At 64.4% G+C, this 19,238-nt stretch carries 17 protein-coding genes; 8 read left to right on the top strand and 9 right to left on the bottom strand.

Features of this window, described 5'->3' with window-relative positions; translation table 11 throughout:
- Positions 1-50: 50 nt before the first annotated feature.
- The 4 genes from UB48_RS20870 to UB48_RS20855 all read right to left on the bottom strand — a co-directional run bounded on the left by UB48_RS20870 (position 51) and on the right by UB48_RS20855 (position 3,235).
- Positions 51-452, bottom strand: a complete 402-nt coding sequence (locus UB48_RS20870; protein WP_045200518.1) for a type II TA system antitoxin MqsA family protein — start codon at positions 450-452, stop codon at positions 51-53.
- Positions 453-681: 229 nt separating this feature from the next.
- Complete coding sequence (locus UB48_RS20865; RefSeq protein WP_045200515.1) at positions 682-1,992, bottom strand: MFS transporter; 1,311 nt, start codon at positions 1,990-1,992, stop codon at positions 682-684.
- Positions 1,993-2,088: 96 nt separating this feature from the next.
- On the bottom strand, positions 2,089-2,574 hold the full coding sequence (locus UB48_RS20860; protein ID WP_045200513.1) for a hypothetical protein: 486 nt from the start codon (positions 2,572-2,574) through the stop codon (positions 2,089-2,091).
- 181 nt (positions 2,575-2,755) lie between these two features.
- Positions 2,756-3,235 (bottom strand): sigma-70 family RNA polymerase sigma factor, encoded by a 480-nt coding sequence (locus tag UB48_RS20855; RefSeq protein WP_045200511.1) that lies wholly within the window; start codon positions 3,233-3,235, stop codon positions 2,756-2,758.
- Positions 3,236-3,462: 227 nt separating this feature from the next.
- Here UB48_RS20855 and UB48_RS20850 point away from each other — a divergent pair, with 227 nt between their 5' ends.
- Genes UB48_RS20850 through UB48_RS20840 form a run of 3 tightly spaced genes read left to right on the top strand, consistent with a single transcriptional unit; the run spans position 3,463 to position 8,013 of the window.
- Entirely contained in the window at positions 3,463-4,641 is a 1,179-nt protein-coding gene (locus tag UB48_RS20850; RefSeq protein ID WP_045200509.1) for an efflux RND transporter periplasmic adaptor subunit, read from the top strand.
- Positions 4,642-6,609, top strand: coding sequence for a MacB family efflux pump subunit (locus UB48_RS20845; RefSeq protein ID WP_045200507.1), 1,968 nt, complete (start codon positions 4,642-4,644; stop codon positions 6,607-6,609).
- A 3-nt stretch (positions 6,610-6,612) separates the two neighbouring features.
- A complete protein-coding gene (locus UB48_RS20840) occupies positions 6,613-8,013 on the top strand; it encodes an efflux transporter outer membrane subunit (RefSeq protein ID WP_045200505.1) in 1,401 nt (466 codons plus the stop codon).
- Positions 8,014-8,092: 79 nt separating this feature from the next.
- Here the strand turns inward: UB48_RS20840 and UB48_RS20835 are convergent, their stop codons facing one another.
- Positions 8,093-9,715, bottom strand: a complete 1,623-nt coding sequence (locus UB48_RS20835; RefSeq protein WP_045200502.1) for a twin-arginine translocation signal domain-containing protein — start codon at positions 9,713-9,715, stop codon at positions 8,093-8,095.
- 145 nt (positions 9,716-9,860) lie between these two features.
- On the opposite strand from UB48_RS20835, the gene UB48_RS20830 reads away from it, so the two are divergent.
- Positions 9,861-10,832, top strand: a complete 972-nt coding sequence (locus UB48_RS20830) for a siderophore-interacting protein (RefSeq protein WP_045200578.1) — start codon at positions 9,861-9,863, stop codon at positions 10,830-10,832.
- Positions 10,833-11,137: 305 nt separating this feature from the next.
- On the opposite strand, the gene UB48_RS27760 is transcribed toward UB48_RS20830, so the two are convergent.
- From UB48_RS27760 to UB48_RS20815, 4 genes are all read right to left on the bottom strand, one after another.
- A complete protein-coding gene (locus UB48_RS27760) occupies positions 11,138-11,287 on the bottom strand; it encodes a hypothetical protein (RefSeq protein ID WP_156160226.1) in 150 nt (49 codons plus the stop codon).
- Positions 11,288-11,618: 331 nt separating this feature from the next.
- Positions 11,619-13,031: an aspartate aminotransferase family protein gene (locus tag UB48_RS20825; protein ID WP_045200501.1), complete on the bottom strand. Its 1,413-nt coding sequence runs from the start codon at positions 13,029-13,031 to the stop codon at positions 11,619-11,621.
- A gap of 158 nt (positions 13,032-13,189) precedes the next feature.
- A complete protein-coding gene (locus UB48_RS20820) occupies positions 13,190-14,515 on the bottom strand; it encodes an ATP-binding protein (RefSeq protein ID WP_045200499.1) in 1,326 nt (441 codons plus the stop codon).
- On the bottom strand, positions 14,512-15,195 hold the full coding sequence (locus UB48_RS20815) for a response regulator transcription factor (RefSeq protein WP_045200496.1): 684 nt from the start codon (positions 15,193-15,195) through the stop codon (positions 14,512-14,514). Before UB48_RS20815 ends, UB48_RS20820 begins: the two co-directional genes overlap by 4 nt.
- A gap of 175 nt (positions 15,196-15,370) precedes the next feature.
- On the opposite strand from UB48_RS20815, the gene dsbD reads away from it, so the two are divergent.
- The 4 genes from dsbD (at position 15,371) to UB48_RS20795 (ending at position 19,236) form a co-directional block, all read left to right on the top strand.
- Positions 15,371-17,074 carry a protein-disulfide reductase DsbD gene (dsbD, locus tag UB48_RS20810; protein WP_045200494.1) on the top strand — a complete coding sequence of 568 codons (1,704 nt, stop codon included), beginning with the start codon at positions 15,371-15,373 and terminating at the stop codon, positions 17,072-17,074.
- Entirely contained in the window at positions 17,074-17,931 is an 858-nt protein-coding gene (locus UB48_RS20805; RefSeq protein WP_045200576.1) for a TlpA disulfide reductase family protein, read from the top strand. Before dsbD ends, UB48_RS20805 begins: the two co-directional genes overlap by 1 nt.
- Positions 17,916-18,680, top strand: coding sequence for a thiol:disulfide interchange protein DsbG (gene dsbG / locus UB48_RS20800; protein WP_045200491.1), 765 nt, complete (start codon positions 17,916-17,918; stop codon positions 18,678-18,680). Before UB48_RS20805 ends, dsbG begins: the two co-directional genes overlap by 16 nt.
- A 76-nt stretch (positions 18,681-18,756) precedes the next feature.
- Positions 18,757-19,236 (top strand): YkgB family protein, encoded by a 480-nt coding sequence (locus UB48_RS20795; protein ID WP_045200489.1) that lies wholly within the window; start codon positions 18,757-18,759, stop codon positions 19,234-19,236.
- Positions 19,237-19,238 lie beyond the last annotated feature (2 nt).

Genomic DNA, 19,238 nt, shown 5'->3' with positions numbered 1-19,238 from the left:
TAAAAAAGCCCCCTCGCCGTTGTGGCCAGGGGGCTTTTTTATCGCTTGTGTCAGGCCGTTCTGACTTCTTCGAACAACTCAGGGTGGCGATCAAGTAGCTTGAGCAATTTGACCAGGGCCAAGGGAGGCTTGGTCTTGCCGTTTTCGTAACGGGAGAATGCATTGACCCCGCCGCCGAATATTTCTGCTGCTTCACGCTGATCAAGTGCCAGCTTCTTGCGTACGGCGGCAATAAATTGCGGGTCGACAGCCGCAGCATTGACCTGCCGATTGAAAGCGAGCATCGCCGCACTGACACGCCGCGACTCTGTATCACTGAGCACCCTCTCAGCACAGGCAGGGCAGTAATCCCCGGCAACATCAGTCACCCGGGTTGTCTCACCTTTGTAGGTGTACGGCAGATCGCGCCTGGCACTGACCAGCTCAGCCGCGCCACAGGCTGGACATTTCATTTTCACAACTCCTTGAAGGACACGATGAGCACAGCATCGATGACCGTCAGTTTCAGGTAGACCCGCCAGCGCCCTGACCGTCGAAAGCCTGCAATGAGGCGCGCCTTTCTCCATGAGCAAATTAACCTAATAGGTTCAATTTGGCAAATAGGTTAATCCATTTGCCCCGCTCTGGAGTCTGCCCGATCAGCGCCCAGGCAGCAGGGAACCATTGTCACAGCAGATGAACTCAGCAGCGCACCGCCTCATCTTCGAAGGGCACCGCTTCGCGTGCGCCAAAGTACAGTGCCGTAAGCAAGCCAACCACACCCATGACCAGGCAGAAGCCCACGCACACCCATGGGCTCCACGGCATCAGGGCGATCAGCAGCAATGGCGTGGTGCTCGCCCACAGGGCGTAGGCAATGTTGTAGGTAAAGGAAATGCCGGAGACGCGAATCTGCGCCGGGAACAAGCCGACCATCACCGATGGCACCACCCCCACCACGCCACAAGACAGGCCAGCAATGGCATAGGCCAGCCCGGTCCAGCCCCAGCCAGCCACCAGGCTGGCGTAAAGGCCGGCGATGCCCAAGGGCAGCAGCAGGCTGTAGATCATCAAGGCCCGCCAGGCGCCGATACGGTCCACCAGCAAGCCGGCCAGCACACAACCGATATTGAGAAAAACAATGCCCATGCTGCTCAAGGCGAAGGTGTGCCCGGCACTCATGCCGAAGCGCTGCTGCATCACCGTCGGGGTGATCACCACCAGCACCACCACCGCCGAGGTCAGCACGCAGGTGAGCAGCGCTGCCGGTATCAGCGCCCGGCGATGCTCACGCAACACGGTGCGCAAGGGGAAAGCCGGCGGCTGCTCACGGCGCTCGCGCAAGGCCAGGAACACCGGTGTCTCGCTCAACCAGCGGCGCAGCCAGACGCCGATCACGCCGAATACGCCGCCGAGCAGGAACGGGTAGCGCCAGGCGTAATCGAGGATTTCCTGGGGGCTGAACAGCTGCGCCAGGGCCGTGGCGGTCAGGGCGCCGAGCAGGTAACCGAAGGTCAGCCCTGCCTGCAAAAAACCCAGGGCGTAGCCGCGGCGCCCGGGCGGGGCGTGCTCGGCGACGAAGGTCCAGGCGCTCGGCACCTCGCCGCCTACCGCGGCACCCTGAAGGATGCGCAAGGCCAGCAGGATCAGCGGCGCTGCGTAGCCAATCTCGGCGTAGGTGGGCATCACCCCGATCAGCAGGCACGGCAAGGCCATCATCAGGATGCTCAGGCTGAACACCCGTTTGCGCCCCAGGTGGTCGGCGAAATGGGCCATCAGGATGCCGCCCAGCGGCCGCGCCAGATAACCGGTTACAAAAATCCCGAAGCTCTGCAGCAAACGCAGCCATTCGGGCATCTGCGGTGGGAAGAACAACTGGCTAAGGGTCAGGGCGAAGAACACGAATATGATGAAGTCGTAGATCTCCAGCGCCCCGCCCAGGGCCGCCAGGCTCAGGGTCTTGTGGTCGCTGCGCGATAGCTGCAGCGGGCGCGCAGGGTCAGTGGCCGTCATAGGGGTATCCGCAAGTGATCGAGTGCCGGTACGACAGGCGCACCAAGGCAAACGCAAGAGGATAGCAAAAGCTACCCGGCCACACCCAGCGCGGCTTCAGGACTGGCGGCAAAACGCGGTTTGGGCCAGGTCCATCCGCCGTGGGTTGTACGCCGGCCTGGCGGTGCGCTCGGGGATGCCCGGCAAATGGCCGATCACCTGCGGCGAGTCAATGATATGCATGAAGGACTGGATGGTCTCGTTGTCCGGAACCTTGGACAGGCTGACATTCACCGCGCGGCGCTGGTTGTCGGGAATCGAGGGGATCTTCAAGTGTTGCGATTCGTACAGCAAGGCGTGCTGGATCAGCGGGTTGACCCGGCAGAACCGCTCCAGATCAACGCCGGCATGGCTGGCCAGGTCGATGTTGCCCAGCAGCAGGTTGAACGGTTGCAGTGCGCTCTGCACCAGGCGCTGCAGATCCTCGAAGCTCTCGACCGGGGCTATGCGGTAATAGCCCATGCCATTGAGCATCCGTTCCAGTTGCAACAACTGCATCGGGTGTTCGTCGGCAATCAGGATCCGCAGCGATTTGTTCGGCATCGTCATGACCAAGGCAGAGAGCGTTAGAGACGTTCCTTGACCATACTGCGCCAGATCATCAATTGCAGGCTATTGGCGGGCACTTCGCCAGAGAGAGGGTCTTTACTGATAGTTGTCGGGAAATCGCCATAAATCAAGCAAGGCCATGACGGAATTTTCACATTTTTTCGACGTTGGCCGGTTACTGCGATTCCCACTGACGCATGCGCAGCCGGCAGTGTTTCATGGCGTTAACAATATGTTTCTCCACCACACTGCGCGAGATGCCCAGGCGCTCGGCGATCTGCGGGTGAGAAAGGCCGTCGAGCTTGCGCAGCAGAAAACTCTCGCGACAAGGCTGACTGAGCTCGGCCAACGCGCGCTGCATCAGGTCCAGGCGCTGATTGAGGTCCATGCTTTGGGATGGCGCGGGGGTAAAGAAACGCTCATCGCTGTCGAGCACTTCAAGCGGCTCGGACTGGCGCAGCAAACCACGTCGATGCCCATCGATCACAAGATTCAGAGCGGTGCGATAGAGAAACGCCCGGGGATGCTCGATATCGTCTTCACCGCTGCGCTCGAGCACGCGGATATAGGCATCGTGGGCAACGTCTTCAGCCGCCTGCCGGTTACCCAGGCGGGCACAGAGAAAACTCACCAGTTCGCGATAGTAGTTTTCCAACACAACACCTGGCCGCGACATCTGCGGGGGTTCCCTGACTCGTGGTTGAGCGGATCTGAATGATGGCAGTATGCAATAATACAAATTATAATTATTCTCAGCAAGATCAGACCTTGATCCCGGTAAATTCCACGGCCCCCACCTCGTTTACCTGGGAGCCTCCCGTGTCTGCCGTGCCGCTTCGGCAGTGAGATGTCACGGGCCATTCCATCCGGCTGGAACCCTGCATGAAACGCTCATCGAATACTCGTCGCCTGCTGTTGTGTGGCCTCGGCCTGCTCAGCCTGGGCGCCCTGCTCGCCTGGAAAACCCTGCCCGCCGGTGGCGACCCGTTGAGCACCGTTACCGTGACCCGTACCGACATCGAAAGCAGCGTCACGGCCCTGGGTACCTTGCAGCCGCGGCGTTATGTGGACGTGGGTGCCCAGGCCTCCGGGCAGATCCGCAAACTGCACGTCGAGGTGGGAGATCAGGTCAAGGAAGGTCAGTTGCTGGTTGAGATCGACCCCTCCACGCAGCAGGCAAAGCTTGATGCCGGGCGTTTCTCGATCGACAACCTCAAGGCCCAGCTGGATGAACAGAAGGCTCAGTACCAACTGGCCGAGCAGCAGTACAAGCGCCAACGTAACCTGGCCGCCGGCGGCGCCACCCGCGAGGAAGACGTGCAAAGCGCCCAGGCCCAGCTGAAGGTCACCCAGGCGCGCATCGACATGTACCGCGCACAGATTCGCCAGGCCCAGGCGAGCCTGCGCAGCGACGAGGCTGAGCTGGGTTACACGCGCATCTATGCACCGATGGCCGGCACCGTGGTCGCCGTCGATGCCCGCGAAGGCCAGACCCTTAACGCCCAACAGCAAACCCCGCTGATCCTGCGCATCGCCAAGTTGTCGCCAATGACCGTCTGGGCCCAGGTGTCCGAGGCCGATATCGGCCATGTCAAACCGGGCATGAGCGCCTACTTCACCACCCTGGCCGGCGGCAAGCGGCGCTGGACCAGCAGTGTGCGGCAAATTCTGCCGGTGCCGCCCAAACCCCTGGATCAATCCAGCCAGGGCGGTGGCAGCCCGGCCAGCGCCAGTGGTAGCGGCGCCAGCAGCAAAGTGGTGCTCTATACCGTACTGCTGGATGTCGATAACCCGGACAACGCCCTGATGGCAGAGATGACCACCCAGGTGTTCTTCGTTGCCGGGCGTGCCAGCAAGGTGCTCACCGTACCGGTGGCAGCCCTGGATGATCATGCCGACGGCAATGACCTGCGCATTGCCCAGGTGCTCGACAGCAAGGGCAAGGTCAACCAGCGCCAGGTCCGCACCGGCCTCAGCGACCGCTTGCGGGTGCAGGTGCTCGACGGCCTTGCCGAAGGCGAGCGCCTGCTGATCGGCGCACCTGCCGCAAGCGGGGGTTGAATGTCCACGCCCCTGATCGAACTGCGCGACATCCGCAAATCCTATGGCGGCGTCGATACGCCCAAGGTCGAGGTGGTCCGCGGCATCAGCCTGGCCATTCACCCTGGCGAGTTTGTCGCCATTGTCGGCGCCTCCGGCTCCGGCAAGTCGACGCTGATGAACATCCTCGGCTGCCTTGATCGTCCGACCTCAGGCAACTACTACTTCGCCGGCAAGGACGTCGCCGACCTCGACAGCGACGAGCTGGCCTGGTTGCGCCGTGAAGCCTTCGGCTTCGTGTTCCAGGGCTATCAGCTGATCGCCTCGGGTTCGGCCCAGGAAAACGTCGAGATGCCGGCCATCTATGCCGGCACCCCCGCCGCCGAACGCCATGCCCGCGCCGCCGCCTTGCTCGAACGCCTGGGCCTTTCCAGCCGCACCGGCAACCGCCCGCACCAGTTGTCTGGCGGCCAGCAACAGCGGGTGTCGATCGCCCGCGCCTTGATGAACGGCGGACACATCATCCTCGCCGACGAACCGACCGGGGCACTGGACAGCCAGAGCGGCGCCGAAGTCATGGCCCTGCTCGACGAACTGGCCAGCCAGGGCCACGTGGTGATCCTGATTACCCACGACCGCGAAGTCGCGGCGCGGGCCAAGCGGGTCATCGAGATTCGTGACGGCCTGGTGCTCAGTGATTCGGTAGAGCAATCTGCTGCTCCCGCCGCCAGCGCTCCCGGCCTGCAAGCCGAAGACCTGCGCCAGCGCCTGAACCTCGGCGCCACCGCCAGCGGCGCCTGGAAAGGCGAGCTGGTCGAAGCCCTGCAGGCGGCCTGGCGGATCATGTGGATCAACCGCTTCCGTACTGCCCTGACCCTGCTCGGGATCGTCATCGGCGTGGCCTCGGTAGTGGTCATGCTGGCCGTCGGCGAAGGCAGCAAGCGCCAGGTCATGGCGCAGATGGCAGCCTTCGGCTCGAACATCCTGTACCTGAGCGGCAGCGCCCCGACACTGCGTGAACCGGCCGGGGTCATCACCCTCGACGATGTCGCCGCAGTATCCAGCCTGCCGCAGGTGAAGATGATCATGCCGGTGATCGGCAACTCGCTGATGGTGCGCTACGGCAACAATAACCAGCAGTTCTATGTGGGTGGCAACAACACCCACTTCAGCGAAATCTTCAATTGGCCGGTGGTCGAAGGCAGCTTCTTCACCGAGGCCGATGAACAGAGCGCGGCAGCCGTGGCGGTCATCGGCCAGAAGGTGCGGGAGAAACTATTTGGAGCCGGTAACGACCCCATCGGCCAGTACATCCTGGTCGAAAACGTGCCCTTCCAGGTGGTCGGCATTCTCGCCGGCAAAGGCGCAAGCTCGGGCGACCAGGACAGCGACGAGCGCATCGTGGTGCCCTACTCGGCCGCCGCCATCCGCCTGTTCGGCAGCCGCAACCCGGAGTACGTGACCATCGCCGCCGCCGACTCACGGCGCGTGGCCGACACGGAAGCGGCCATCGACCACCTGATGCGCAAGCTTCACAACGGCAAACACGACTATGAACTGACCAACGACGCGGCGCTGATCCAGGCCGAAGCGCGCACCCAGAATACCCTGTCGCTGATGCTCGGCTCGATCGCCGCGATCTCGCTGCTGGTCGGCGGGATCGGGGTGATGAACATCATGCTGATGACAGTGCGCGAGCGCACCCGCGAGATCGGCATCCGCATGGCCACCGGCGCCCGCCAGCGCGACATCCTGCGCCAGTTTCTCAGCGAAGCGGTGCTGCTGTCGATGGTCGGCGGGGTCACCGGCATTGCCCTGGCCCTGTTGATTGGCGGCGTGTTGCTGCTGGCCGATATTGCCGTGGCCTTCTCCTTGCCTGCCGTGCTTGGCGCCTTTGCCTGCGCGGTGGTCACCGGCGTGGTGTTCGGCTTCATGCCCGCGCGCAAAGCCGCCCGCCTCGACCCGGTCAAAGCCCTTACCAGCGAATAATCCATGAACCTGCCCAGCCGTCTCAGTGTCCTGTCGATCAGTTTGGTGCTTGCCGCCTGTACCTCAACCCCCCCTGCACCTTCGAGTGGCCTGCAGGCGCCAGCGCAATGGCAGGGCCAGGCAGCCAGCACCCCGCTGCCCCACGAGAACTGGTGGCAGCAGTTCTCCAGCCCCGCGCTCGATCAACTGATCGAACACGCCCGGCGCAACAGCTTCGATCTGGCCGCTGCCGCCGCGCGTATTCGCCAGGCTCAGGCCTCGGCGGTCATTGCCGGCGCGCCGTTGCTGCCTGAACTCAAGTTCGGCCTGGATGCCAGACGCCAACGCCTGCTGCATGGCAACGGCTTCGACCAACTCGATGCCAGCAGCCGCGAACGCACCAGCACCTCGTTCGGCACTCGCTTGAGCGCCAGCTACGAAGTGGATTTCTGGGGCGGTAAAACGGCCGCACGCGACAGCGCCCTGTTCAACCTCGATGCCAGCCGCTTCGATCGCCAGACCGTCGAGCTGACCTTGCTCAGCGGTGTTGCCAACAGCTACCTGCAGAGCCTGGCCCTGCGTGAGCAGGTGCGTATCGCCCGCCTCAATCTGAGCAACGCCGAGGATGTCCTGCACCTGGTCGAAACCCGCTATCAGTCTGGCTCGGCCACCGCCCTGGAACTGGCCCAGCAACGCAGCCTGGTCGCCGGCCAGCAGCGCCAGGTGCCGTTGTTCGAGCAGCAGTTGCAAGAGGCGCGCATCACCCTGGCAACCTTGCTCGGCGAGCCGGTGCAGGCGCTGCCCGCCCTTGAAGAATCAATTACCCGCCTGAACTGGCCGCAGATCGGCAGCGGCGTGCCCAGCGAGCTGCTCAGCCGCCGTCCCGACATTGCCACCGCCGAAGCCAGCCTGGCCGCCGCCCAGGCAGACGTGCAGGTTGCCCGCGCAGCAATGCTGCCGAGCCTGACCCTGGGCGCCGACCTGGGCTCGGGTGCCGACACCTTTGCCCAGGTGCTGCGCAGCCCCTACTACACCCTGAGTGCCGGGCTGGCTGCGCCGATCTTCAACAACGGCCGCCTGCGCGCCGAGCGCGACAAGGCCCGCGCCAAGCAGGACGAACTACTGGAGAATTACCGCAGCAGCATCATCAACGGCTTTGCCGATGTCGAGAAGGCGCTCAATGGCATCAGCGGAGTAGACCAGCAGCGCCAGTCGCAGGATGAGGAAGTGCAGCAGGCGCAGATCGCTTTCACCCTCTCCGAGCGCCGCTACCAGGCCGGCGCCGAGACCCTGCTGACCGTACTGGAAACCCAGCGCACCCTGTACCAGGCGCAAGACCAGCAGGTGCAACTGCGCCTGGCCCGCCTGCAAGGCAGCGTGGCGCTGTACAAGGCATTGGGCGGCGGATGGCAGGTGGTTCGCTAAATCATTGACCTGCCTGCACAAAACCTGTGGGGGCCGGCCTTGCCGGCGATGGCCCGCACAGCAGGCCCAATACAGCCAATCAGCTCACAATCCCGCGCAACGACAAATGCCGCGCATACCAGGGCCGCTGCGGCACCCGGCGCACCAGGTCGCCGATCTTGTCGTCTTCACCAAAGGTAATGCGCAGAGCCAGCTTCATGATCTCGACATCCATTTCCACCGATTTGCCCGGGAACATCCCCGGCGTGGTGCTGCAGCCATGGGTCACCGGCCCCAGCCACGGGTCGTCGACCTCGACCCAGCGCCCCGGGGCGAACCACTGCACGCCATTGACCTCAAGACGCCGAACCTGCCCCGGGTTGTAGCGCTCATGGGCGCGGTACCAATCCTCGATGCGATCATCGATCCAGCCATGGAAACCCCAGAACACCGGGTTGACGTGAGACGAGAACGGATCGCCGAGAAAGTCGTTTTCCGCCTCGTACCAGCGCCCGGCAAAATCAGCCGGGTCCCGGGCAAACGGCACTGGCGCACCGTTGACCGGATCACGTGGCACCGAGGCCCAGCACATGTGCAGCCAATCGTGCAGGTTCATTTCCAGCTCCGAACCGAACGCACCGAGGGTCAGCTTTGACAGGTACAGCGGGTCCTGGTACTGCGATTCCCAGACCTGGAAATTACTGCAGAAGGTCTCGCCGGCCTTGATCGCCGAGACCCATACGCCATAAGCCTCGTCGCCCGGTGCCCGCCAACCGGGCGGTACACAGTAACCGTCATGGTTGTCGTAATAGCGGGCAAAACCCTGGCGGTCGTGTTCGACGCTGGGTTGCGGCAAGGGGAAATGCGGCCATGACGGCAGGTCCTGCATCGACCGCGCCGTACCGAGCATATGCCGGTGCATGAACAGAAAGTCCACCCCCGAGCCATTGCGATGCTTGCGCGGGCCGCGGGCATCACGCTCCTTGTCACGCGGGCCGGGCTGCCAGCCCAGGCCACGCAAGGCACCGTGTTTTTCTTCAGACAGCCGATGCCATTTGTCACGGGTCGCGTGCCAGAGCTGATGGAACAAGCGGTGCTCGGCGCTGATCAGCCAGGCTTGCAACTGCGGAGTATAGGGCAGCCGCTCACGGGCTTCAGGAAACAGGCGCTTGACGGCAACAAAGTGACTGTCAGCCAAGGGCAAGACCATCGAGCGATCCAGCGGTTGCAAGCGGCCACTGAGGGTAGCGCTGCCAGCGTTGCCAAAACTGCCCCAGACTTCATCCAGGCTCGCGGTACATTCATAACCCGGCCCGCCCTGGGTGCTCATCAGCCGCCAGCGCACCGTGGCGGTGGACGCCCCGACCAGGTCGCCAAGCACTCGGTAGGCGGCCGGGGCGTCGCTGCGCAGAACCCGTTCGGTATCGACAAAACCACGCAGGCCACGGCCTTTGGCGGCGACGTCGAGGTACATCTGCAAGCCTTCCACAGGCAGCCCGGCGAGCTCGCCATCGGCACCGCTCAAACGCAAATCCCAGACGCCGCGCAATTGATCGGCCAGGTGCTGGCCAGCGGCATCCGCGAGCTCAACGCTGGCCTCGCCGGGGGTGACGATGTCGTCCTGTGGATCGTGGGTCAGTTGCTTGTGCGCGTAATAGGCGGCTGGCACGGTCGCGCCCGCCACCGCCAGGCCCGCTATGAATCCTCGTCGCGAAATCGTCATCGTCCTACCCGTATCAGCCATGAAGCAGGCTTTATCCAAGCTAGGACGTTTCCTGGAGGGGGAAATTTAACCACTGCCGCCCTGTGCTAATTCGATCGGCGGCTATTTCGTTTTCAAGGAACCTCCCTTGGAAAAGGTACCGCCCATGTCAGCCTCCACCTCCCTGACCAACGCCCTGGGCAACGGTCTGCGCAAGCTGGTCGGCAAACCTGCCAGAACCAGTGCCTACGGAGTGTTCGATGTGCAGCTCAAAGCCATCATTGCCCTCAGCCCGTCCCTCAGCCGCTTCGTGTTCAGCGGTGAGGATGTCGGGCAGATGCGTACCCTGGCTGCCGACCAGCGCATCAAGATCTTCTTTCCCTCTGCCGATGGCCAATACCCAAACCTGCCCAAGCAAGGTTCCTGGCAGCAAGCGCGTCGCGGCCTGAGCGCCGAGCAGAGCCCGCCGATGCGCACCTACACCATCCGCGACCTGCGCCGCGAGGCACTGGAAGTGGATGTCGACTTCGTCCTGCACGGCGTCAACGGCCCGGCATCGACCTGGGCGACCCAGGCACGTATCGGCGATCGCCTGCAGATGGTCGCCCCGAACCTGGCCTTCGACGCCGATCCCGGCGGCTACGAATGGCGCCCCCCGAAGAACCTGCGCAACCTGCTGCTGATCGGCGATGAAACCGCCCTGCCGGCAATTGCCGGCATCCTTGAGCAGATGGCCGCAGACCTGCCCGAAGTCCCGGTACAGGCGTTCATCGAAGTCCCCTGCGAAGCCGATTGCCTCGACCTGACCTGCAGCCGCGCCACCGAACTGAACTGGCTGCCGCGCGAAGTGCTGCACTGCACCCACGGCGAAGCGATGATCCATGCCATCCGCGAGCTGGCGCGCCTGCCGGCAGCCGCAGCGCGTACAGGTGCGAAGGTCGCCCTGGAGGAGGTCGATATCGACCGGCAGATCCTCTGGGAACTGGCTCAACCCGGCAACGGCGACTTCTATGCCTGGATCGCCGGCGAGTCGGCAGCGGTGATGAATATCCGTCGCTACCTGATCACCGAGCGCGGGCTGGATCGCAGCGCCCTGACGCTGATGGGCTACTGGCGCGCGGGGCGTAGTTTCGACTGAAGCGCAAAAAAAGGTTCTTCACGGAATCCCGGGGGCTATGATTCTTGGGTTGGGTTGCGGGCTTATCCATTCGATGTGGCGCCGCTGTTGGCCCCTTCCGCCCTTACGGCGGGTCCCTTTTGTTCTTGGCAAAAGTAACCAAAACCGCTCGCTCCAGCATACGGCCCTACGCTGCGCTCCGGGTTCCTTCGCTACGGTGCCTTCCAGGGGCATCGCGGCCTACGACTTGCTTTGCAAGTCTACGTCTCGCGACTTCGGCCTCGGCCGAAGGGTGCTACGCACCAGCCCCCTCCAGACACCTACGCTCAGCCTACTGAAGTCGCGAAGTTACGGGCGGCGCCTGCACTGACGTATCTGCGAAAGCAGATGTTGGCGAAGCCATGCTGACGCAGGAGCGGGACAAGCCCGCTGATAAAACGAGCACCAACTTGTTTGGTCTTGATCTTGATGTTCATGCACGTACTTCCAGGCGCCGCGAAAAGCGACTTCAGGAGGCCGAGTGGAGGTGCCTGTAGGGGCGGTGCGCAGCACCTTCGGCGGCAGCCGAAGACGCGAGACGTAGACTTGCAAAGCAAGTCGTAGGCCGCGATGCCCCGGAAGGTGCCGTAGCGAGGGGACCCGAAGCGCAGCGTAGGGCCGTATGCAGGAGCAAGCGGTTTTGCCTACTTCTTCCCAAGAGAAAAGTAGGCCGCCGTAAAGGCGGAAGGGGCCAGCAGCAGCCCCACACTGAATGGATAAACTCGCAGCCTCAACATCCCAGCCCGGGCTTTTACATGCCTGGGCCGTTTACAGGCTGGCCACCGCCGCAGCAACCGCCCGAGCAAAGCGCGCCGCCACCTCATCAACCTGCTCGGCAGTAATGATCAGCGGTGGCAGGAAACGCACCACGGCGCCCTGACGCCCGCCCAGTTCCAGAATCAGCCCACGCTTTAGGCATTCGCGCTGCACCAGCGGCGCCAGGCGCGGGCAGACCGGCGGATGCCCCTGGGCATCGAGCTGCCCTTGCGGATCAACCAGCTCGACCCCCAGCATCAGGCCACGGCCACGGATATCCCCCAACTGCGCGAAGTCCGCCTGCAAGCGGCGCAGATGGCCGGCCAGGCGTTCGCCCATGGCCTGGGCATGGCTGCACAGGTCGTGTGACTTGAGGTAGTTGATCACCGCCGAGCCTGCGGCCATGGCCATCTGGTTGCCACGGAAAGTACCGGCGTGCGCCCCCGGCTGCCAGGTGTCCAGCCACTGGCGATAGACCACCACCGCCAACGGCAGGCTGCCGCCAATGGCCTTGGACAACACCACCACATCCGGAGTGATGCCTGCATGCTCGAAGGCAAACATTTTGCCGGTGCGGGCAAAGCCACTCTGGATCTCGTCGACGATCAGCGCCACACCGGCCTTCTCGGTAATGCGCCGCACACCCCGCAGCCATTCGATGTCCGCCGGGATCACCCCGCCTTCACCCTGGACCACTTCGACGATCACCGCCGCCGGCAGTTGCACGCCGCTCTCCGGGTCGCTGAGCAGGTTTTCCAGGTAGTGCAGGTTGACCTTCACGCCCTCTTCGCCGCCCAGCCCGAAAGGGCAGCGATAGTCATAAGGGTACGGCAGGAACTGCACGCCATTGGCCAGCAAGGCGGCCAGCGGCTTCTTCGGCCCCAGGCTGCCCATCAGGCTCAGGGCGCCCTGGGACATGCCGTGGTAGCCGCCCTGGAACGACAGCACGGTGTTACGCCCGGTAGCGGTGCGCACCAGTTTCAACGCCGCTTCCACCGCGTCGGTGCCGGTCGGCCCGCAAAACTGGATCTTCGCTTCGCCGCGCAGTTGCTCGGGCAGCAGGCTGAACAGGTCCTGGACGAACTGGTCCTTGACCGGCGTGGTCAGGTCCAGGGTGTGCAGCGGCAGTTCATCGGCCAGCACCTGCTGGATCGCTTCGATCACCAGCGGATGGTTATGCCCCAGCGCCAGGGTCCCGGCGCCAGCCAGACAGTCGATGAACTGACGCCCTTCTACGTCTTCGACATAGATGCCACGGGCGCGCTTGAGCGCCAGCGGAATGCGCCGCGGGTAACTGCGGGCATTGGATTCCTGCAGGCTCTGGCGGGCCAGCAACGGCGACTCATTGAATGCATAAAGTGTTTCAGCAGCGTCTGCGGTGGAAGACACCGGCAGCGCCTGGGCAAGGCTGATAGCGACTGACATCTGGGAAACCCTCGCAAGCAAGCGGATGTGCCCGTCACGCGCCTGTTGCCAGAGGAGTGCGGGTTGTTATCGCTTGAAAAACGCTTCAGCGCCCTGCGGATTTAGCCGATGCCCATCAACGCTGCGGATTTTTTCAACTGCCGCTTTGCACTTACCGGTTACGACGGGTTTGCACGCAACGGAATGTGCAACAACACCCGCAAGCCATCGCTGCGGCTGTCAAAGCGCAAGCTGCCGGCACAGCGCTGGACGATCGCCTGGACAATCGCCAGGCCCAACCCGCATCCGCCGCTCTGGCTATGGCGCCAGAAGCGCTCGGTCAGGTGCTCGATGTCCTGTTCGGGAATACCGGGGCCGTGATCGCGCACCAAAAATGCCACCCGGTCCTGCTCCATCTGCACTGCCAGCTCCACCGGTTCGCTGCCACGGGTATGACGCAGGGCGTTGTCGAGCAGGTTGCGCAGGGCCGTGACCGCCAGTGGCGTGGGCATCCCGAGGTAGAGCTGGGCGGCGCCGGGCGCCAACTGCAGATCGATGCGCCCGGCGTTGTCGACCCCGGTGTCCAGGATTGCCTGGCGGGCGATCTGCTCGGCGTTGCACTGCAGGCCGTCTTCAAACGACAGTCGGCCTTCCACCCGGGCCAGCAGCAACAGTTGTTCAAGAGTCCGGTGCAGACGATCGGCGCCCTGCTCGGCGTGTTCAAGGGCCTGCTCGCGCACCTCGCCATCGGTCATCCGTGCCACCTGCAGGTGGGTTTTGATCGCGGTCAGCGGGCTGCGCAGCTCATGGGCGGCATCATCGGTCAGGCGCCGTTCGCGCTCGATGGTCTGGCCAATGCGCAAAAACAGCTGGTTCTGGGTTTCCAGCAAAGGTTGCAGCTCACTGGGCAGGCCGCGCACCTGCAAGGGCTCAAGGGAGTCCGGGCTGCGCCGGCGCAAGGCATCGCGCATCCGGTTGAGCGGCGCCAGCCCCTTGCCAACACCCATCCACAGCAAGCCGAGGCTGCCGAGCAAGGCCATCAGCACCGGTGCCGAGGCCGCCAGCAGGATCGAACGGTTGAGGGCCTCGCGCTCCTGATGGCGGTCGGCGGTGGTAATGCGCACATCGCCATGGGCATAGGTGAAACTGCGCCAGCGGGCGCCGTCGATGGTCTGGTCGCGAAACCCGCTGCGCTGGTCGTCGAGGGGCTGCTCATTATTGTGGCTGCGGGCAAGAATCTCGCCGCGCAGCGAGCTGACCTGGCAGGCCATGCCGTCGACGCTCAACTGGTCGGCGCTCAGGCGCGTGCCCTCGCCCTTGCTCGACAGCGGTTGCGGCAACTGGTCGACCAGGCCGGCAACCATGCGTGCCGATGCCACCAGGCGCTGGTCGAGGGAGAACATCATCTGCATGCGCAGGTCGCGCAGCATCCACGCCGCAGCCAGCACCCAGATGACGATGAAGGCGGTGCCCAGGATCAGGGTCAGGCGCAAACGCAAGGTCATGCTTGCGGCTCCTCCGGCAGTTGCGCCGGGCCCAGGCGATAACCGAGGCCGCGCACGGTTTCGACAATACCATTGCCCAGTTTGCGCCGCAGGTGATGGATATGCACGTTCAGGGCGTTGCTCTCGACCTCGTCGCCAAAGCCATAGACGCTGTCCTTGAGCTGTTCGCTGGAGAGCACCCGGCCACGGTTGTGTAGCAGCGCCTGCAATAGCGCCTGCTCGCGCCGCGACAGGTCGACCGGGCGGCCACCCAGGCAGGTTTCGCGGCTGCTGGGGTCGTAGCTTAGCGGGCCATGCTCGATGATGTTCACCGCTCGCCCGGCGGCGCGGCGCAGCAAGGTGTGCAGACGTGCGGCCAGTTCACGCAGGTCGAACGGCTTGAGCAGGTAATCGTCGCCACCGGCCTGCAGGCCCTCGACCCGGTCAGTGACCGCATCGCGGGCGGTGAGGATCAGCACCGGCAGCTCATGGCCCTGCTGGCGCAGGCGCTGCAGCAGCTTGAGGCCGTCTTCGTCGGGCAGGCCGAGGTCGAGGACCATGACGTCGAACGCCGCGGCCTGGAGCATGGCCTGGGCCGCGCCGGCGCTGGCCACCCGGTCGACGGTCATGCCCTGGGCGCCCAGGCCGGCGCTGATGCCGCTGGCGATCAGGTCATCATCCTCGCAGAGCAGTACGTGCATGGTCGGGTCTCGGTCATGAAAGGCTTTATTCAAGCCCAGGCGGATTAACCCAGGATTATGCCGCGCCAGGCCACAACCGTCGCGGCCTTGGCGACAGCCGTCAGCCAACGGGTTAACTTTCGGTTAATCGGGCTGGGCCAAGCTGGGCCCTTCATCGCATTGCCAAGGCGTCGACATGCGCGTTTTTCTGTTTGCCCTGATGTTCCTGCTAAGCGGCCTGAGCCAGGCCAACCCGTTTGCCCAGAGCGATTTTTTGCCGGTCAACAAGGCCTTCGTGTTCAGCAGCGAACGCCTGGAATCGGGGCAAATGCGCCTGCACTGGCAGATCACCGATGGTTACTACCTGTACCAGAAACGCCTGAAATTCGACGGCCTGGCCCCCGAGCAGCAACCGCAACTGCCACCCGCCCTGCCCCACAGCGATGAGTACTTTGGTGAAACCCAGGTCTACCGTGGCGAGCTGGAGCTGATCCTGCCCGCCAGCGCCAGCGGCGAACTGCGCATGGGCTGGCAGGGCTGCGCCGACGCCGGGCTGTGCTACCCGCCACAAACCAGTGTGGTCAGCCTGGGTGGTACAAGCGCCGCCGCGCAGGCCAGCGACCAGGCCCTGGCCGGCGGCCTGCAACAGTCGACCCTGGCCTGGAACCTGCTGGCCTTCCTCGGCCTGGGCCTGCTGCTGGCCTTCACCCCGTGCTCGTTGCCGATGCTGCCGATTCTTGCAGGTCTGGTACTGGGCAGTGGTGCCAGTGCCCGCCGCGGCTGGTTGCTGGCCAGCGTCTATGTGCTGAGCATGGCCCTGGTCTACGCCGCCCTGGGCGTGGTTGCCGCATTGCTGGGCGCAAGCTTTCAGGCCTGGCTGCAGCAACCCTGGCTGCTGGGCACCCTGGCCGGGCTGTTCGTGCTACTGGCCCTGCCGATGTTCGGCGCCTTCGAGCTGCAGCTACCTGTATGGATCCGCGACCGCCTGGAGCGTGCCGGGAATGGCACCCGCGGCGGCAACCTGTACGGCGCGGCCTTGCTCGGGGCCTTGTCGGGCCTGCTGATGGGCCCGTGCATGACCGCACCGCTGGCCGGCGCCCTGCTGTACATCGCCCAGAGCGGCAATGCCGTGCATGGCGGCCTGGTACTGTTCACCCTCGGCCTGGGCATGGGCCTGCCGTTGCTGTTGCTGGTCACCCTCGGCAACCGCTACCTGCCGCGCCCGGGCGCCTGGATGAACCGGGTCAAGGGCCTGTTCGGCTTCGTCTTCCTGGCCATGGCCCTGTATACCCTGCGTGCGGTGCTGGAGCCTTCGCTGTGGCTGGGCCTGGCCGGTGCCTGGCTAATCGCCCTGGCCTGGGCTGCGTGGCCGGCCTTGCAAGCTATGCGGGCGCTTCGGGCACTGTCGCTGCTGCTGGGCTTGTGGGGCAGCCTGTTGGTCGTCGGCGCGGCAGCCGGTGGCAACGACCCCTGGCAGCCGCTGCAACCGTTCACCGCCGCCAGCGCGCCAATGGGCCTTGCCGTGCCGCATGATGCCTTCACCACCGTCAGCCAGCCGGCCGAACTGCAGCGCGAGCTGGAGGCGGCCAAGGCCCAGGGCCAGTGGGTGATGCTCGACTACTATGCTGACTGGTGCGTGTCGTGCAAGGTCATGGAGAAACAGGTGTTCGCCCGCGCCGACGTACTGGCGGCGCTTGGCGGCGTGCGCCTGCTGCGCCTGGATGTGACCGCCGACGCACCGTCCAGTCGCGAGTTGCTGCAGCGCTACCAGGTCCCGGGCCCGCCCAGCCTGATCTGGATCGGCCCGGAGGGCAACGAGCGCCGGGCCCGGCGCATCACCGGTGAAATCGATGCGGCGAACTTCCTCCAACACTGGGCCGCTACCCGGAGCCAAGGATGATGCTGACCGTCGCACTCGGGCCACTGACCATGGCCCTGAACCACCTGCTGCTGATCTGCGCCCTGGCCCTGGCCAGCCTTGTTGGCTGGCGCGTCGCCAAGCGCGGCGGCGACAACCCCGAGTCGGTGCTGTTCGGCCTGTTCCTGCTCGGCCTGCTCAGTGCACGCCTGGGCTTTGTCATCCAGTACTGGGCGATGTACCGCGAAGACCTGCTGCAGGTCATCGACCTGCGCGATGGCGGCTTTCTGCTCTGGCCAGGCCTACTGGCGGTAGCCATCGGCGCCTTCTGCCTCGGCTATCGCCGCCCGGCCCTGCGCCGGCCGCTGGGCTGGGGCCTGCTCAGCGGTGGCCTGTTCTGGCTGCTCGGCAGCCTGGCCAGCCACCTGTATGACCAGGGCACTCAACTGCCGGAAATGAGCTTGCGCAAGGCCAGTGGCCAGTCCGTCGAGCTCACCGACTACCGCGGCAAGCCACTGGTGATCAACCTCTGGGCTACCTGGTGCCCGCCGTGCCGGCGCGAGATGCCGGTGCTGCAACAGGCCCAGGGTGATTACCCGGACATCACCTTCCTGTTCGTCAACCAGGGCGAGGCGCCACAGACCGTGGTCACCTTCCTCGCCACCACCGGCCTTAATCTGTCCCACGTGCTGTTCGACAGCGGCGGCCAGCTGGCGCAGAAGGTCGGCTCCATGGCCTTGCCCACCACCTTGTTCTATAACGCCGAGGGTCGCCTGGTCGGCAGCCATCTTGGCGAGCTGTCGCGGGCTAGCCTCAGCCATGCCCTGCAATCTTTCGAGCACGCGCCCGCGCCTGCCGCCCCATCCCCCACAAGGAACGTCGCATGCGATCTCTGCTGAAACTGCCCCTCACCCTGGCCGTGGGCCTGATGACCAGCCAGCTGGCGCTGGCTGAAACACTCCCCAAGGCCATCCAGCAACTGGAGGCCAAAGGCGCAAAAATCAAAGGCAGCTTCGACGCCCCCGATGGCCTGCGTGGCTACGCGGCCGAATACCAGAACCGCGGCCTGGCGCTGTACCTGACCGCCGATGGCAAGCATGTGCTGGTGGGCAGCCTGTTCGACGAGCAAGGCAAGGACCTGAGCCAGGCGCCGCTGGAAAAACTGGTGTACGCCCCCATGGCCAAGGAGGTCTGGGCAAAGATGGAAAAAACCGCCTGGATCGCCGACGGCAAGGCCGATGCACCACGCATCGTCTACCTGTTCAGCGACCCCAACTGCCCGTACTGCAACATGTTCTGGCAGCAGGCGCGGCCCTGGGTCGAATCGGGCAAGGTGCAGTTGCGGCACATCATGGTCGGTATCATCCGCGAAGACAGCCCGGGCAAATCGGCCGCCCTGCTGGCCAGCAAGGACCCGGCCAAGGCCCTGGCACAACATGAAAAGGCCGGCAAGGCCAGTACCCTCAAGGCCCTGGACAAGGTTCCCGAAGCGGTACAAGCCAAGCTCGACGCCAACCTCGCGGTCATGGAAGAACTCGGTTTGTCAGCAACCCCGGCGATCTTCTACCTCGACGACCAGCAGCAACTGCAAACCCAACAGGGCGCACCGCGACCGGAGCTGCTGGGCAAGATCCTCGGCAAGCGTTGAGCACGCGATTGATGTAACAACAGGGCGGTCACGGCGTCTTGAGGATACCTGCCTCATCCCACCACAGGACCTCGCCATGACCCGCCCTGCCTACCTTGACCGCTTCATCCGCTCCTCCCTGGACATCCAGCTGCTGCGCTGGAGCCTGATCCTGATTTTCTTCGGCTTTGGCTATGCCAAGTGGTTCGATTACGAAGCCCAGGCCCTGATCCCGCTGATCGACAACAGCCCGTTGCTGTCCTGGCTGCACCTGGCCTTTGGCATCCACGGCGCCAGCTATGCGCTGGGCGTGGCGGAATGGGCGATTGGCGCGGCGTTGCTGGCCGGCATCTGGCAACCACGGCTGGCGGTGATCGGCGCCCTGGGCTCGGTGCTCACCTACGCCACCACCCTGACCCTGATCGTTACCACTCCGGGCGGCTGGGAGAACAGTGCTGGCGGGTTCCCGGCCATGGGCGGGGCGACGTCCTTCCTGATCAAGGACGCCGTGCTGCTGGCCGCTTCAGTCGCCTTGCTCAAGCACGACCTGCAGCGCAACAGCCCCACCCCGGCCTGAAG

The sequence above is a fragment of the Pseudomonas sp. 2(2015) genome (assembly GCF_000955865.1).
Classification (GTDB): Bacteria; Pseudomonadota; Gammaproteobacteria; order Pseudomonadales; family Pseudomonadaceae; genus Aquipseudomonas.
The sequence above is the reverse complement of the archived record's forward strand: the minus strand, read 5'-3'. Positions and strand labels throughout refer to the sequence as shown.

Coding starts and splice junctions, on each gene's coding strand:
- UB48_RS20870 (WP_045200518.1), bottom strand. CDS start 452: ATGAAATGTCCAGCCTGTGGCGCGGCTGAGCTGGTCAGTGCCAGGCGC.
- UB48_RS20865 (WP_045200515.1), bottom strand. CDS start 1,992: ATGACGGCCACTGACCCTGCGCGCCCGCTGCAGCTATCGCGCAGCGAC.
- UB48_RS20860 (WP_045200513.1), bottom strand. CDS start 2,574: ATGCCGAACAAATCGCTGCGGATCCTGATTGCCGACGAACACCCGATG.
- UB48_RS20850 (WP_045200509.1), top strand. CDS start 3,463: ATGAAACGCTCATCGAATACTCGTCGCCTGCTGTTGTGTGGCCTCGGC.
- UB48_RS20845 (WP_045200507.1), top strand. CDS start 4,642: ATGTCCACGCCCCTGATCGAACTGCGCGACATCCGCAAATCCTATGGC.
- UB48_RS20840 (WP_045200505.1), top strand. CDS start 6,613: ATGAACCTGCCCAGCCGTCTCAGTGTCCTGTCGATCAGTTTGGTGCTT.
- UB48_RS20835 (WP_045200502.1), bottom strand. CDS start 9,715: ATGACGATTTCGCGACGAGGATTCATAGCGGGCCTGGCGGTGGCGGGC.
- UB48_RS20830 (WP_045200578.1), top strand. CDS start 9,861: ATGTCAGCCTCCACCTCCCTGACCAACGCCCTGGGCAACGGTCTGCGC.
- UB48_RS27760 (WP_156160226.1), bottom strand. CDS start 11,287: ATGAACATCAAGATCAAGACCAAACAAGTTGGTGCTCGTTTTATCAGC.
- UB48_RS20825 (WP_045200501.1), bottom strand. CDS start 13,031: ATGTCAGTCGCTATCAGCCTTGCCCAGGCGCTGCCGGTGTCTTCCACC.
- UB48_RS20820 (WP_045200499.1), bottom strand. CDS start 14,515: ATGACCTTGCGTTTGCGCCTGACCCTGATCCTGGGCACCGCCTTCATC.
- UB48_RS20815 (WP_045200496.1), bottom strand. CDS start 15,195: ATGCACGTACTGCTCTGCGAGGATGATGACCTGATCGCCAGCGGCATC.
- dsbD (WP_045200494.1), top strand. CDS start 15,371: ATGCGCGTTTTTCTGTTTGCCCTGATGTTCCTGCTAAGCGGCCTGAGC.
- UB48_RS20805 (WP_045200576.1), top strand. CDS start 17,074: ATGCTGACCGTCGCACTCGGGCCACTGACCATGGCCCTGAACCACCTG.
- dsbG (WP_045200491.1), top strand. CDS start 17,916: ATGCGATCTCTGCTGAAACTGCCCCTCACCCTGGCCGTGGGCCTGATG.
- UB48_RS20795 (WP_045200489.1), top strand. CDS start 18,757: ATGACCCGCCCTGCCTACCTTGACCGCTTCATCCGCTCCTCCCTGGAC.